This window comes from Bradyrhizobium centrolobii (assembly GCF_001641635.1).
GTDB classification, from domain to species: Bacteria; Pseudomonadota; Alphaproteobacteria; order Rhizobiales; family Xanthobacteraceae; genus Bradyrhizobium; species Bradyrhizobium centrolobii.
In genome coordinates, this window is record NZ_LUUB01000120.1 from 54816 (window position 1) to 70356 (window position 15541).

The window sequence follows — 15541 nt, forward strand, 5'->3', positions numbered from 1 at the left end:
CAGGCGCTAAACAGGCTCCTTCCTTCACGCCTCTGATCAGGCAAAGGATCGGTCGTGACCTACGGCGTTTTAAACGTCGGCCGATGCCGTTGTCGACTGCACGTCCTTAAGGCGAATTCGCCGCAGCATCGTAGGAGGTGGAGCATCGGATCGCCGGTGACGGGTGACGGATGCTCGCGGAATAAAGCTGCATGAAGGCCGGTGGCAATACGGTGACACTGACCGTCTGCTTTCTGACCTTCCTCAGAGACTACTCCTGACGCATAGACATCTGGAGCAGCTGCGTCAGCAATGCTGATAGCAGCAGGAAGCCAGCCATGGCGCCGAGACCAGCCTGGAACGAGCCGGTTGCCTGCTTCAGCCATCCCATGGTGACCGGCCCGAAGAAGCCACCGAGCGTGCCGATGGAATTGATGAAAGCGAGGCCACCCGCAGCGCCCAATCCAGTCAGGAACCGTGGGGGGATGGACCAGAAGATGCCGCGCGCGGAGGTAATGCCGACCAGCGCGATAGAGAGACCGACAAGGCCGAGCTCGAGCGATTGGAACACGACGGAAATGCAAAGGCCAATGGCACCGACGGTGCAGGCCAGCGCGAGATTGAGAATTCTACGTCCCGTCTTATCCACCAGCCAGGACCATAGCATGGTGGCGATGCAGCCGAACAGATAGGGGAGGGCGGCTACCAAACCGATGGCCGTGTTGGACAGTCCGTGCGATTTCAGGATCAACGGAAGCCAGATACCGACGGCATAGGATCCAATCGTAAAGCCGAATTGGATGCCCGCCAGGATCAGCACGCGCCGATCGGCAAGCGCGCTCCACAACCGGTGGACGGGACGCTCGCGCTTTTCGGCCTCGATCGCCTTCACCACGATCTCGCGCTCCTCCTCGGACAGCCAGGTTGCCTGCTGAGGCGTGTCCGACAGATAGCGCAAAACGAGCAGGCCGATGACGACCGCAGGAAGGCCCTCGATGATGAACAGCCACTGCCAGCCGGCGAGACCCCAGACGCCCTCGATTTGCAGAATCGCGCTGGACAGTGGTCCGCTGACCAAGGACGCTAGGGGAACCGACATCTGGAACACCGACAGCGCACGCGTGCGATAACGCGCTGGAAACCAGGCGACGAAGAAGTACATGACGCCCGGCGTGAAGCCGGCCTCGGCGACACCCAGAAGGAATCGCAGCGCATAAAAGCTGTAGGGACCGACCACGAATGCGGTTGCGGCCGCGACGAGCCCCCATGTGATCATGATGCGGGCGATCCAGCGTCTGGCGCCAAAACGATAAAGGGCGATGTTGCTCGGAACTTCGAATGCGCAATAGCTGAAGAAGAGAATGCCGGCTCCCCAGCCGAAGGTAAGCTCGGTGAGACCAATATCGCGGTTCATGTTCAGGGCTGCGAAGCCGACGTTCGTCCGGTCGATATAGCTGATGACGAACGCAGCCACCATGAGCGGCAGAACGCGGAACGCAACCTTGCGGAAGACCTCGGCCTCCCTGTCGGCAGCTTGAAGCGAAACGTCTACGGCCGAACTCATGAACGCGCCCCTCCTGATTCCTATCGCGGAGCCGCGGCGTCCCATTCTGGCGAGGGTTGTCACGCGGCCGTTGCCAAGTTGCATATATAGTGCTTAAAAAGCAATCATGACGCGCTGACCTGCGTCACTTTTGTACATGTAAAACCTAAAATACGGAGGTGCGCGTGGAAGCCGTAACTGTGCCCGTCCCGGCCTTGCAGGCCTTCGCCGCGGCGATTTTTGAACGTGCAGGGTTGCGCGGGGAGGACGCGGGGCAGATCGCGCACGACCTTGTGGCAGCAGACCTCCGGGGCCTCGCTTCGCACGGGCTATCGCGCATTCCGATGTATCTGGAGCGGTTGCGCCGGGGAGTGGTCAACCCGCAACCCGATATCGTCGTTCATCGTTCCTGGCCGGCAGCCAGTCTCGTCGACGGCGACGATGGAATGGGATTTTTGGCTGCTCGCAAAGCAGTTGACGAAGCGATCGAGCTCGCGCGCGTAAATGGCATCGGCCTCGTCGGCGTCCGGCGCAGCACCCATTTCGGGATGTCGGCGCTCTATGTGAAGCAGGCGAGCGATGCGGGCTTCCTCTCGCTGGTCCTCACGAATTCCTCGCCGGCCATTCCCGTCTGGGGCGGACGCACGACCTTCCTCGGCGCCGCTCCCTTCGCGGCCGGCGTTCCTGGAGGCGATCAAGGTGACTATCTGCTCGACATGGCGATGACCGTCATCGCGAGGGGCAAGATCCGTCTCGCTGCCAAAGAGGGGCGTCCGATCGAGCCGGGACTGGCACTCGACAAGAACGGCGCCCCGACCACCAATGCGGCGGACGCATTCGAAGGAGTGTGTCTGCCGTTCGGCGGCCACAAAGGCGCGGCGTTGGCGATGCTGATGGATCTCCTTTGTGGCGTTCTCACCGGTGCTAATTTCGGCGGTGAGGTCAAGAGCCTCTATTTCGATCACAGCGAGCCACAGAATGTCGGTCATCTCGTGATCGCGATCCGTCCGGACCTGTTCATGTCCAAGGAGGAATTTACCCATCGCATGGATACGTTCGTCACTCGCGTGAAGGGGCTGCCTCGTGCCCAAGGCTTCGACGAAATTCTCATGCCGGGAGAACCCGAGGCCCGCAAGGCGGAAACTGGGCAGACTAAGGGTATTGTGATTCCGCCAGAGATTGCGAAAGATCTGCGCGCGGAAGCGGACCGCCTTCAAATTTCGGCGGACTTCCTTGCCGAGGCGTGACGGCGCGCCTCGCCGCATCTCCAGCCCTAAAGGCGGGTTTCGAGGCGCCGTCGGATCGAAAAATCAGGTCTACATCAAAAAAAGAAGCGGCCTCGCCGAAATGGCGAGGGCCGCTTCAGTCGGGAGGTAACATCTAGGCCAGGGCTTGAGCGCGGCGCCTGTCGTCGGCATACGCAACCGCGAAGTTGATGACCGCGCTGAGCGCGAGAAAGCCGCCGAGTATGGCGAGCACGATACCAAAACCCGCGGAATAGGTTCGAACCCAGCCTGCAAGGTAGGGGCCTGCAAAGCCGCCGAGATTGCCCACCGAGTTGATGAGAGCTATGCCCGCGGCCGCGGAAGCGCCTGTCAGGATTCGCGCTGGAAGCGTCCAGAAGATCGTATTTGCGATCCAGAGCCCGGAAAGCGCGATGCACAATCCGAGCAGCGCGATATACGGGTTGTTGATCATTCCGGCGACGAGAAAGCCGCCAGCGCCGATGATGGACGGAACGGCGATGTGTTTACCGCGCTCGCCGGTTCGGTCGGATCTTTTGCCCACATAGATGCTGGCAACAGTTGCGAAGACGTAGGGAATGGCCGTGACCAAGCCGGCCTGCGCATTCGAGAGGGCGCCCAGGCTCTTCACGATCTGCGGCATCCATAGCGTAACCCCGAAGAAGGCGAGCAGGACGCAGAATTTCGAGAAGGCGAGAATCCAGGTCGGACCGTTCGTGAAGACGTCGCTCCACTTGACAAGCCTGGTGTGCTGCTTGGCCTTGCCCTCGAGCTCAATTTGCCGCGTCAGCCATTCTCGCTCGTCCGGTGTCAGCCAGTTCGCCTCGCTCGGCCTCTCCGTCAACCACCACAGCGCGACGATGCCGAGGACGACGGCGGGCAGCCCCTCCAGGACGAACATCCATTGCCATCCGGCAAGGCCAAAAAACTGATCAAGCGACAGCAGGGCCGTGGACAAAGGTGCGCCGAAGATCACCGAGATGGGATTTCCGATCATGAAGAGCGTGATCGCTCCGGCGCGCTCTTCTTCCGGGAACCAGCGGATCAGATAGAGCATGATGCCTGGGAAGAATCCGGCCTCGGCCAGGCCGAGCAGCATCCGCAAGACATAGAGCGAGTTCTTGTCGTAGACGAATGCATTGGCGGCCGCGATCAATCCCCAGGTGATCATGATGCGGGCGAGCCAGATACGCGCGCCGACACGTTCGAGAATGAGATTGCTCGGAATTTCTGCGCCTGCGTAGAAGACGAACAAGATTCCCGCCGCGAAGCCGTAGTCAGCGGGCGTGAGCGAAAGATCGCGGTTCATTTGCAGAGCCGCAAACCCGATGTTCACACGATCCAGGAAGTTGACGCAGAACATCAAGATCATGAAAGGGATGAGACGCCATGCGACCTTCGCCATGGTTCGCTTGCGCAGTTCGTTGTGTCCCGGCTCCATGTTTGTCTCCTTCCAGATTTCTTGTGTCGTTTTTCGGGGATGCCCCGCCGCTAGCGATGGGCTATGCGCAATAGGTTTGTGCCGCCAGCGACGCCGAATGGCATGCCGCCTGCGATCGCAATCGTCGAAGTCGCACCGAGAAAACCCTCGCGCTCGGCAATTGCGAAGGCCATCTCGACAAGGTCGGGCGGTGTGCCGATCTTCCATGAGTTGACGGCATGGACGCCCCAGACGAGCGCCAATTGGCGGGCAAGGGTCAGGTTCGGCGTCAGGGCGAGGATTGGAGAGACCGGGCGCTCGCGCGGCCCGCAAGGCGGTTTTTCCGGTTGCGGTGTAGGTAACGACGGCCGCGAGGGAAAGAATCGAGGATGCTTTCCGGAGCGCGTCGCAAATCACGTCGGAGATCGTCGAGTCCGCTTCGCAATGCGTCGCTTGAAGGAGACTGCGGTAGTGTGGATCGCGTTCGACCTCGCCGATGATCTGATCCATCATTTCGACCGCTTCGATCGGATATCGGCCTGCCGCGGACTCCGCAGACAGCATCACTCCGTCCGCGCCGTCATAAATCGCCGTTGCGACGTCCGAGGCTTCGGCCCGCGTCGGTACCGGCGATGCAATCATCGATTCCAGCATCTGGGTTGCGACGATGACCGGTTTGCCCAGCCTGCGGCAGGTGCGCAGGATTTGTCGCTGGATGACCGGAACCTTGTGGGCCGGCAACTCAACGCCAAGATCGCCACGCGCGATCATGACGGCGTCCGACTGGGCCACGATTGCGTTCAGATGCTCGATCGCAACCGGTTTCTCGAGCTTGGTGATGATCGATATTGGCCGGCCAGCCAGGGCCCTGGCCTGTGCGATGTCTTCGGGACGTTGCACGAAGGAAAGCGCAATCCAGTCGGCTCCCATCTCCAGCGCAAAGGCGAGGTCGGCTTGGTCCTTTTCCGTCAATGCGGACACCGGAAGGGTCGCGCCAACGACGCTGATACCCTTTCGCGACAGGACGCGGCCGCCGACGACGACGAGTGCTGTGGCTATTGACTTGCTCGCCATTATGATCTCGAGACGGAGCCTTCCATCATCGATCAGGAGGGAGACACCGGGCGAGAGCGCGCCAAAGATTTCCGGATGTGGAATTGGCAACCGGGTGGCCGCCGTGCCAGTGGTGCCGAGTTCAAGTTCGACTTCGGTGCCAGGCCGCAAGTCGGCGGATCCATCGATCAGATCCCCGAGCCGAAGTTTCGGGCCTTGGAGGTCCGCCATCACGGCAATTGGGTGGCCGATCTCATGCTCGATCTGTCGGACGATCTGATAGCGTCCGCTGTGCTCCTCGTGAGAGCCATGACTGAAATTGAACCGGAAAACGTCCGCGCCTGCGAGGAACAAGTTCCGAATCACTTCTGCGCTCGAGCTCGCTGGCCCGAGTGTCGCAACGATCTTTGCCTGGCGCTCTCGGCGCATATACGACCCCGTAGCGACTGAGCCGGCTAGAATAGGAAGTCGGTCGAAACGAACTTGGATCGACGTTGCTGGACAACGTCACGAAGCAGCGCCTTGCTGGCTTCGGTCTGCTTGGCGGCGATCATCGACCGAATGGAGAAGGATCGAAGAGCATCGGTGACCGACAAGGTGCCTTCCGCGGAGTCTTTGCGTCCGGTGAACGGAAACACGTCCGGCCCCCGCTGGCACTGGCAATTGATGTTGACGCGGCAGACCTGATTGACGAGAGGGTCGACAAGCCTGCCGACCTCGTCGGGAGAACTGGTGAAGATCGAGACCTGTTGGCCGTGATCCGAGGTCACCACATAGTCCAGCGCCGTTTCGATATCCGCGAACGGCATGATGGGAACGATGGGACCGAATTGCTCCTCCCGGTACAGCTTCATCGCTTCGGTGACGGGATAGACGACCGCCGGATAGAACAGCGTGCCGGCGCTCACGCCGCCCCGGCGATTCAAGATCTGCGCACCATGCGCCTGCGCGTCGGCAAGCAGGTCCGCCATGTACCGGACCTTGTTGAGGTCGGGCACGGGGGTGATGCTGACCCCCTCGTGCCAGGGCATGCCGAGCACCAGCTTATCGAGCTCCTGCACGAAGCGCCGCGTGAATGTCTCGACGATCTGCTCGTGAACGATGAGCATTTTGAGCGCCGTGCATCTCTGGCCGTTGAAGGAGAGCGCGCCGAGGAGGCATTCGCGGACGGCAAGATCGATGTCGGCATCTGGAAGGACGATCGCCGCGTTCTTCGCATCAAGCCCGAGAATAGCGCGCAATCGATTGACCTTCGGGTGCAGCTTCTTGAGGTGGTCCGCGACCCGACTCGATCCGATCAAGGTCAGAGCGTTGACCTGCCCGGATTCGAGGAGAAGCGGGACGACCTCCGAGCCTGGTCCATAGACCATGTTGACGACGCCCTTCGGGAACGCGGCTTGAAAGGCGTCGAGCAGCACATCGAAAATCAACGCGCCGAATCGTGGCGGCTTGAGCAGGACCGTGTTGCCCATGATCAGCGCCGGGATCAGCGTCGCGAAGGTTTCATTCAAGGGATAGTTGTACGGACCCATGCAAAGTACGACGCCGAGCGGCGTCCTGCGGATCTGGCCGATGGTGCCCTCGACAAGATGGAAACGGGAATTCTCGTTGTCCAATGCCTTCAGCGCTTCGATTGTCGCTCGGATGTAGTCGATGGTCCGGTCGAATTCCTTCTCGGAATCCGCTCGGCTCTTGCCGATCTCGAACATCAGCAGTTCGGCGATCGCATCCCGGTGCTTTGCCATGCGGGAGACGAACACCTGCATACAGCCGATCCGTTCGCCCGCGGTCATCGTCGGCCAGGGGCCTCGACCCTGATCGTAGGCCGCGACAGCAGCATTGAGCGCGGACGCCGCTTCAGCCGCTCCCCCCGACGGATAGCTCCCGATCTCGAGTTGACGGAGACGTCCGTCGGCGTGCCGCGCGCAGATGGCCGACAGCACCGGTACCGTCCGGCCCGTCCATGGAACGAGCTCGCCCCCGATCAGCGTGCGGCGCTGATGCACGGGAGTGATCATGGGGCTGGCGCCCCCCGCCAGATCAGTTTCGCTCGGGAAGAGCGCGCGAAGCTCGGCATCGTCCATCGGGCAATCTCAATCTTCTGCGGTTAAGTCGACCAGGGTACGGCGTCGCATACCGGACAGGCGAACGCGCGCCTTCAAGTTCGAGCAATATCGGAGCAGGATTGGATTTTCAAGCGCAAATAACCAATATTATGATTTGCGGCTCGATCAATCGCCTCTACGGATTGGCTAAGGCCCCATTGTTCGTACGAATTACGGCGCCGCCGACGGGGCGTTAGACGCAAGCGTCGGGTCGAGACGAGACGGGGCTAGGCCGTCTTGGCGAAGTCGTAGAGCGTCTCGGGATTGGTTACCAACATTCGTTTCCAGCTTTCTGGACCAGCCCATCCTGCAACAAGGTCGAACAGGAGAGCGTCGTTCGGCACGCCGAAGCTGCCCTTGGTCGGATGAGGCCAATCCGATCCCCATACCACTCGTTCGGGGGCATGCTGGATGTAGGCTTTGGCAAGCTCGCCGATGTCGGAATAGGTGGGGGGACCGATCTTCGTGTCCTGGTACATGCCCGAGATCTTGACCCAGGCCTTGCCCTTGCCGAGCATCCACATGATCATGGCAAATGCCGGATGGCTCTTGCCCTCGGGCTGCGGAATGCGGCCGAGATGATCGAACACCACGGGTACCGGCAAACGTTCGAGGATTGCGGCGTTGGCGACGATCGCATCTGCCGGCATATGAACCTGCACGTGCCATCCAAATCCCGCGACGCGCCGCGCGAGCGGCTCGATCATCTCCACCGTGGTGGCTCCCGCCCGGGCGATATTGAAGCGGATTCCTCGAATTCCGTGCTCGTGAAGGTGCTTCAGCTCGGCATCGCTGACGCTGGTATCCACGACCGCAACGCCACGCGCACTGCTGCCGAGTTGCGCGATTGCGTCGAGCGTGCAGCTATTGTCGGTTCCGTAGGTCGACGGTGTCACGATAGCGCCGCGCGAAAGGCCGAGCCGCTTCCGCAACTGGAGATAATCCGGGACGCGTGCGTCCGGCGGCTTGATGCTGGCGTTCGCGGCCGCCGGAAAGTCGCTGTTGTAGATATGGAAGTGGCAATCGCAGGCGTAAGCCGGTGCCCGCTGGACGGGCGGCTCGGCTCCTGCCGAATGCAGGACCTCGCCTCCTGCGGCGTCAGCCGATCCGCCAAACACGGCCGACAAGGTCAGGGTTGCAGCGGCGGTTCCGAGCACAGAGCGGCGCGTGATCTCGATGTGGTCCTTCATGAGCGTTTCTCCGGTTCGGGCCGTTGGCGGCCGCATCATTCTTTTGGGAGACGCAAGGGCGACCGAGCGAGGCCGGTCGCCCGCCGTCACACGAGCTTTTTGGCAGAGACGAGGACGCCGTCAGGATCGCGGTAGACGTAGTCGCCGGGATTGAACGAGACGCCGCCGAAATGCACGGCGACGTCGCGCTTGCCGAAACCGTCTTTCGCACTCTTCTTCGGAGACGTCGCGAGGCAGAAGAGGCCGACATCCATGGTGTCGATCTCCGCGGAGTCGCGGATGGAGCCGTTGATGACAATTCCAGCCCAGCCGTTCGCCTTCAGAATGAGCGAGATCTGGTCACCTAGGAGCGCCAGCCGGGTCGAGCCGCCGCCGTCCACCACCATGACACGGCCATCTCCCGGCTCCTGCAGGCAGGATTTGAGAAGCGCGTTGTCCTCGAAGCATTTCACGGTCGCGACCGGACCCCAAAAGGAACGGACACGGCCGAATTGTCGGAACGGCAGTTCACAAAACCGAACATGATCGTTGTGGGCGTCGACAAGGTCAGCAGTCTTCATGAAAGCCTCGGTTGCTAGTTGCCAAAGACGCGTTTGAGGTCGTCGATCTGAACTTGATCGAGCCGCCGCACCGGAGCATCACGAAGGAGCACGGTGAGCTTCGCGGTCTCTTCGAGCTCCTCGGCGGCATAGACCGCCGATCTCAGATCCTTCCCTGCGACGACAGGGCCGTGGTTGGCGAGGAGAACCGCTGCATGGCGGCCCTCGAGGGCGCGGATGAAAGCTCCAGCCTTCGCATCTCCCGGACGGACATAGGCGACCAGCGGCACCTGGCCCACCCGCATGACGACATAGGGCGTGATCGGAGGAATGCAGTCGCCCGGGTCGATGTCCGCAAGACAGGACAGGGCGGTTGCAAAGGTCGAGTGAAGGTGAACGACCGCGCCCGTTCCGGAACGTGATTCATAGAAGGCGCGGTGCAAGAAGATCTCTTTCGACGGCGGATCGCCGGATAGGTGCCGACCGCGGTGATCGATTTTCGAAATGCGTCCCGGATCGAGAAAGCCGAGACATGAGTTGGTCGGCGTGATGAGAAGGCCGTCCTCGAGGGCGGCGCTGATGTTTCCGGCCGACCCAACCGAGAAGCCGCGCTCGAAGAGTGAGCGGGAAAGCAGCGCGATGTCCTCGCGGAGCCTGGCCTCGGTCATGCCGCTTCCCTCAGCTTCCGCAGCGCTTTCTCGAAGAAGTCGTCTGCGCCGAAATTCCCGGACTTCAAGGTCAGGGCCAGCGGGCGCTCCGATCGCGTAAACAGGACCGGGACGCCGGGATCGATCTCCGGCCCGATGGTCATCGCCTCGAGGTCGAGTGCCGACACGACCGCGCCGGATGTCTCGCCGCCTGCTACCACCAGGCGACGGATGCCGTTTTCCACCAGCCGGCGTGCGCTTGCTGCGAAGAGCTGTTCCAGGGCGTGCGCGACGCGCTCACGACCGTGACGCTGTTGGGTCGCGGCGACGTCGTCGGGCGAGCCTGCGGAATATACGAGAGGAGCCTGGCCCTGATGGGAGTGGATGAAATCAACCAGCTGCGCGGGGCCAACGCGGCCAGCCATCACCTCATCGACGCGTATATTCAGAGATGGATGGGACGCAGAGTGAACCTCGATCTGTCGGCGCGTTGCACCCGAACAGCTCCCGGCAAGGATGGCCTCCGGTCCGTCGATGCCTGCGAAATCGGAGACCCCACCGGAAGCCAGGCCTTCGCGAAGAAAGTTTGCCGGCAGCCCAAGGGCAATGCCGGAGCCCCCGGTGAGGAGAGGGGCATCACTGCACGCTCGGCCGATAGTGACGAGATCGCCGTCGGTCAGTGCATCGACGATCACCAATGTTTCACTGCGGTCGGCAGCCTGTCGAAGCGCCATACGCAGGGGATCGACGCCGGCGTGAACAGTTGGCCAGCTCACGAGCCCGGCGGGTGCCTCGGTTTGGCGCGCAAGCCAGCGGCGGATGTCGGGGTCGGTCATCGGATTGAGTGGATGATTTTCGAGACCGGATTCGCTCAGCAGTCGATCGTTGACGAACAGGTGCCCGCGATAGACGGTGCGGCCGACGGTGGGAAATGCGGGGCAGGCGACCACGCCCTTGACGCCAAGCGCGTCTGCCAAGGCTTCTCCGACCGGACCTATGTTTCCGCTCGGCGTGGAATCGAAAGTCGAGCAGTATTTGAACACGAACTGCCGGCATCCCTGTGCTCTCAGCCAGGACAGTGCCGCCAGAGATTGAGTCACCGCATCGCGCGCCGGAATGGAGCGGCTCTTGAGCGAGATCACGCCGGCTTCGACGTCGCTGGCCGCGGGGCGGGTGGGAACGCCAAGGAACTGAGTGGTCCGTAGGCCTCCCTGTCCCGGAAGCCCCTTGGCCAAGGTGTTGGCGATATCACTCGCCCCGGTAAAGTCGTCGGCTATTACTCCGAGCAGCATCGTCGTATCCCTAAGTTCCCCTCATCAGGCGCCGAAGTTTGGCCACCGCCGCTTCCGGACTGCTGAGCACGGGAATGTTGACGAGCTCGCGCACTGCAGACGCAGCCCGCGCGGTCGAAAAATGAGCAAGCACGATTGCATCGAAGTTCACCAATTCGCGCGCCTTGGCGGCGACGAGGCGATTGTGGGTATCGGCATCACCCTGCCTGAGAGCCGCCATGGCAGGCTCGACCACAAAACTGGTCAACTGGGCATCTGACCGGAGCTGGACTGCCTGCCCGGCAAACTCGTCCTCCATTCCCGCGCGCGCCGGCGCGAAGGTGACGATCATCGCGTTGTTGCGGCCATGTTCGATCGCAGCCTCGAACATGGCTTCATTCGGCTTGAGTACGGGCACGTCGAGCATGCGGGCTGCGGATTCGATCGCGCTTCCGAACGCCGAACAGCTGAAGAGAATGCCGTCGGCACCGGACTTTCGAGCGTAGTGCGCGAGGTCGACGATCCGCTCGGCGAGCAAAGGCGGAATTTCTGCGGCCACAGCGCGGTCCGGGGACAGGCTGTCGTCGAGGATGTTCATCGCCTCCGCCTCCGGCCAGGCAGCATCGAGTGCTGCCTTGATCGGCTCGATGGCAACGGGCGTTGCGTGAATGAGAGCGATGCGCGGCTTGGCGTTCACCTTGGCCACTCTTGGCTGACGAGGAGGGCCACCGGTTCGGTAGACCCGTGACCTTCCTTGGAATGATCTGGGCGGCGGACTCGTCGGCCGCTACTTTCCAACCGCGTCGGCGACCTTCCGGGCGAATGCATCGCAGTTGAGCGAGCCGCCGAGATCCCGGGTTCGGGAAGCTGGATCAGTGAGCACCTGATCGATGGCGTTCTCGATCCTGGCGCCTGCCGCCTCGAGGGCCGGCACCTTCCGGTGCTCGCCGAGCCAGCTCAGCATCATTGCCGCCGACAGGATCAGCGAGGTGGGATTTGCGACGTTCTTGCCCTGGATATCAGGAGCAGAGCCGTGTTGTGCCTGGGCGCAGACGAGACCGAGCTCGGCATTGGCATTGATCGAGCCGGCGAGGCCGAGGCTGCCGGACAGTTCGCTGGCGAGATCCGACAGAATGTCGGAATAGAAATTGGTCGAGACGATCACGTCGTAGCGCGAGGGATCACGCACGAGATGGGCTGCCATCGCGTCGATGATCACGTCGTCCAGTTGCACCTCGGGAAACTCCTTGTGAACCTGGCGGACCTTGTCCAGGAAGAAGCCGTCGGTGATGATGAAGTTGTTGGCCTTGTGGACCGCTGTGACCTTCTTGCGGCGCTTCATCGCGAGCACGAAGGCGGCGCGTGCGATCCGTTCGCAGGCATGGGCGGTGAGTTTTCGGACCGAAAGAGCAACGTCCGGGGTGGGCATGAACTCGCCGATGCCCTTGAACATGTTACGATCTGGATAGAAGCCTTCCGTCGCCTCGCGCATGATGACGAGGTCCATGTTCCTGGCGCCACGATCCAGGAATGCCCGTGAGAGGGCCGGACGAACATTGGCGTAGAGATCCAGGTTCACGCGGAAGCCGGCCGACACATTGCGCCCGCCCTTGTCACGCGCCGGATAGTCCATATGCGATTGCGGACCCAGAATGATCCCGTCATAGCCACGTGCTTTTTCCAGGGTCTCGTCGCGCAGGGTCGTTCCGTATTTCTCCAGGCTGGCGAAACCAACATCCTCATAGTCGAATTTCAGCCCGAGCTTATGGGTGCGATCGGCGGCTTCGAGCACCGAGATCGTTGCCTTGGTGATTTCCGGACCGATGCCGTCTCCCGGCAAAACAATGATGCGCATGCGTTTTCTCCCTCAGGCAGGCTGGCTTGCCGCGAGCCGAGCCAGTGCCAAAACCATTTCAGGAATTGGTTTTGGCTTTCGTGAGAGAAAAAAGCAATAGTCTTTTGTCAGTCTTTTTTCTCGCCATCCCGTTTCAGGATAACCGGCGACTTCCGGGCAAGCGCGCCGTTCAGGTGCTGACGCATCAGGTAGGAGGCGTCCATGACGTTGGCATTTTCCAGCAATGCGAGGATTTGCAGGTGCTCCGAGCATTGCACCTGGAGCCGTTGCCGGTCGACCTTCGAGCGATACTCGAGCAGCCGCCGCATCCGGTTCACTTGAACCAGCGCCCGGTGAAAAAACATGTTGCCGGAGAGCTTGATGATCTCTTCGTGGAAGAGAGAACCGTTGTGGAGGAGGCGCTCCGCCGGAAGTTTCGCGATGTCAGACGATAGCATGCCCTCCTGGATGCGGCGCTGCTCGGCCAGCACCTGACGATCGATTCGGAACGTGGGCTCGAGCATCGCGGCTGGCTCGATCAGCATGCGGAAACGATAGATCTGTTCGAACGCTTCGGTCGTCTTGGCGACCGGCAGAAACCGCCAGCCATAGCCCGGCTTGCGCTCCGCCCAGCCTTCTCGGGTTGCGCGAACCAGGACTTCGGTCAGTTGAGCCTTGGTCAAATCGTAGCGCTTGCGCAGGAACTGCTCGGTGACCTCCGAAGGTATGCGGTCGGTCAGCCAGTCGTCGGCGAGCGCCTCGTACTCGGAAGGCCCCCGAGCGAGTTCAGCAACGTCGTTCCTGGCCTTCTTCCCGCGGCTTTCCGTGACCGCCCGCGCAAAGAAACCTCTATTGAGGTGCTGCTCCAGGATGCGTTGGTCGGCCAGGACCTGCATGGCCTCGCGGACTGGCGACCGGGAGACGCCAAACTGGTCTGCCAGACGCTGGGTGCTGAGATGTTCGCCAACCGGAATGCGGCCGCTTCGAATCAGTTCCTTGATTTCATCGGCAATACGAAGCGTGAGGGGACTTGCTGGCATGCGGGCACCAAATCAGGAGAGGTGGTTCAGACATGGCGCATTAAAGCCAAAACGACAAGGGGCTGCCGCGGCTTGGTAGATATCCTAAGTCGCCGACGGCTCAATAAATAAATAATAATATCAATGGCTTGCATGGCGGGTAAGATGCCGCAATAGAGAATTTGGTCTGTCGCGCTCTTTATGATTTGCATTTTTGCACCAAGAAAGCCATTGTCGGTTCCACGCGAGAGCGCTGCAATGCGCCGGAGTGAGGGAGACGTCTGACGATGCGTTGGCTTGCATTTCTTCGAACGCTGTATGTGCAGGTCCTCTTGGGCACCGCCGCGGGCGTGTTGTTGGGATGCGTTGCGCCCGGCCTTGCAGCGGAGATGAAGCCGTTCGGCGACATCTTCATCCGTCTTCTCAAGATGCTGGTTGCCCCCGTCATCTTCACCATCGTCACGCTCGGGATTGCGCGTATGGCCGATGTGAAGGCGCTTGGCCGGGTAGGGCTGCGCACCATCGTCTATTTCGAGCTCGTGACCACAGCTGCGCTCGCAATCGGGCTGATCGTCGGTCACATCGTCAAGCCGGGCGCGGGGATGAATATCGACGCTGCCGCGCTGAACGCGAGCGCCGTCAGTGGATTCGCGAAGGCGGCAGGTGATCAGTCGCTCACTGCCTTCTTGTTTCGCATCGTACCCGATACGTTTGCCGACGCCTTCGTCAAGGGCGAGATCCTGTCCGTCGTCTTCGTCGCCGTCCTTTGCGGCTACGCCTTGGCGCATGCAGGCGCTCGTACGGAAACGCTCACGAAGGTCGTCGAGCAGTCCTCCGAGATGTTCTATGGGATCGTCGGCTATTTCATGCGTCTCGCTCCTCTGGGAGCCTTCGGAGCCATGGCCTTTACGGTCGGAAAATACGGTGCCGCGAGCCTTCTTCCCTATTTGAAGCTGATGCTGGCGTTCTACGTCACCTGCATCATTTTCGTGTTCGGCGTTCTCGGTATCATTGCCCGTCATACGGGCATTAGCGTCGGCCGCCTGATCGTGTATTTGAAGGAGGAGATTCTGATCACTCTGGGAGCAGGCAGCACCGAGCCCGCCCTTCCAAAGCTGCTCCAGAAGCTTGAGGCCCTTGGGTGCGACCGCAGCATCGTCGGCCTCGTGGTGCCGACGGGCTACGCGTTCAACATCGACGGTGTCTGCATCTATCTGACCATGGCGCTGATCTTCCTCGCGCAGGCGCTGAACATCGACCTGTCCCTTTCCGAGCAGATCACGATCCTGCTGGTCGGCTCATTCACGTCCAAGGGCATGAGCGGTGTTCCCGGCGGCGGGTTTGTTGCTCTTGCCGCGACGCTTGGCAGCGTCGGCACAGTGCCCATTGCGGCTATTGGTCTGCTGCTGGGCATCGACCGCTTCATGGGCGAAGCGCGTGCCGTCACCTCGTTCATCGGCAACGCCGTTGCGGCGGTCTTCATCGCCAAGTGGGAGGGCAAGCTCGATCTCGTTCGCGCGCGTGCCGTGCTGTTCGAAGGTACAGCGCCCGATGCCGCAAACGATCGAGAAGAGCAAGCCGTGCCGCGCGTCGCCGAACGTCCGCTGGTTACGTGAGCGCGGCGCGTGGACATGATGTCTCCACGTTGGGGCGACGGCGAGAGCGCGCCGCATCGCATTCAGGCGTGCGGACATATT

At 61.4% G+C, this 15541-nt stretch carries 12 protein-coding genes and 1 pseudogene; 2 read left to right on the plus strand and 11 right to left on the minus strand.

The annotated features are described in order from the left end of the window. Positions 1-250: 250 nt before the first annotated feature. A complete protein-coding gene (locus AYJ54_RS42460; protein WP_063708432.1) occupies positions 251-1543 on the minus strand; it encodes an MFS transporter in 1293 nt (430 codons plus the stop codon). Between the two features lie 164 nt (positions 1544-1707). Between AYJ54_RS42460 and AYJ54_RS42465 the strand changes: the two genes are divergently transcribed. Then, a complete protein-coding gene (locus AYJ54_RS42465) occupies positions 1708-2769 on the plus strand; it encodes an Ldh family oxidoreductase (protein WP_082906122.1) in 1062 nt (353 codons plus the stop codon). Positions 2770-2902: 133 nt separating this feature from the next. Here AYJ54_RS42465 and AYJ54_RS42470 read toward each other — a convergent pair whose 3' ends face one another. From AYJ54_RS42470 to AYJ54_RS42515, 10 genes and pseudogenes are all read right to left on the minus strand, one after another. Next, a complete protein-coding gene (locus tag AYJ54_RS42470) occupies positions 2903-4207 on the minus strand; it encodes an MFS transporter (protein WP_063708433.1) in 1305 nt (434 codons plus the stop codon). A 50-nt stretch (positions 4208-4257) separates the two neighbouring features. Next, positions 4258-5668: pseudogene (pyk, locus tag AYJ54_RS42475) on the minus strand (pyruvate kinase). A gap of 26 nt (positions 5669-5694) precedes the next feature. Continuing rightward, positions 5695-7257, minus strand: coding sequence for an NADP-dependent glyceraldehyde-3-phosphate dehydrogenase (locus tag AYJ54_RS42480; RefSeq protein ID WP_245329298.1), 1563 nt, complete (start codon positions 7255-7257; stop codon positions 5695-5697). Between the two features lie 314 nt (positions 7258-7571). Continuing rightward, a complete protein-coding gene (locus AYJ54_RS42485; RefSeq protein ID WP_063708435.1) occupies positions 7572-8534 on the minus strand; it encodes an amidohydrolase family protein in 963 nt (320 codons plus the stop codon). 86 nt (positions 8535-8620) lie between these two features. Then, positions 8621-9094: a ribonuclease E activity regulator RraA gene (gene rraA / locus AYJ54_RS42490; RefSeq protein WP_063708436.1), complete on the minus strand. Its 474-nt coding sequence runs from the start codon at positions 9092-9094 to the stop codon at positions 8621-8623. A 14-nt stretch (positions 9095-9108) separates the two neighbouring features. After that, on the minus strand, positions 9109-9741 hold the full coding sequence (otnC, locus tag AYJ54_RS42495) for a 3-oxo-tetronate 4-phosphate decarboxylase (RefSeq protein WP_063708437.1): 633 nt from the start codon (positions 9739-9741) through the stop codon (positions 9109-9111). After that, positions 9738-11012 (minus strand): 3-oxo-tetronate kinase, encoded by a 1275-nt coding sequence (gene otnK, locus AYJ54_RS42500; RefSeq protein ID WP_063708438.1) that lies wholly within the window; start codon positions 11010-11012, stop codon positions 9738-9740. The genes otnC and otnK overlap by 4 nt, the downstream gene beginning before the upstream one ends. A 10-nt stretch (positions 11013-11022) precedes the next feature. Next, positions 11023-11697: an aspartate/glutamate racemase family protein gene (locus AYJ54_RS42505; protein WP_347337250.1), complete on the minus strand. Its 675-nt coding sequence runs from the start codon at positions 11695-11697 to the stop codon at positions 11023-11025. An 81-nt stretch (positions 11698-11778) separates the two neighbouring features. Continuing rightward, a complete protein-coding gene (locus AYJ54_RS42510; RefSeq protein ID WP_063708439.1) occupies positions 11779-12846 on the minus strand; it encodes an isocitrate/isopropylmalate dehydrogenase family protein in 1068 nt (355 codons plus the stop codon). A 107-nt stretch (positions 12847-12953) separates the two neighbouring features. After that, positions 12954-13865: a GntR family transcriptional regulator gene (locus AYJ54_RS42515; protein WP_063708440.1), complete on the minus strand. Its 912-nt coding sequence runs from the start codon at positions 13863-13865 to the stop codon at positions 12954-12956. A gap of 266 nt (positions 13866-14131) precedes the next feature. On the opposite strand from AYJ54_RS42515, the gene dctA reads away from it, so the two are divergent. Further along, positions 14132-15460, plus strand: coding sequence for a C4-dicarboxylate transporter DctA (gene dctA / locus AYJ54_RS42520; RefSeq protein WP_063708441.1), 1329 nt, complete (start codon positions 14132-14134; stop codon positions 15458-15460). Positions 15461-15541: the final 81 nt, after the last annotated feature.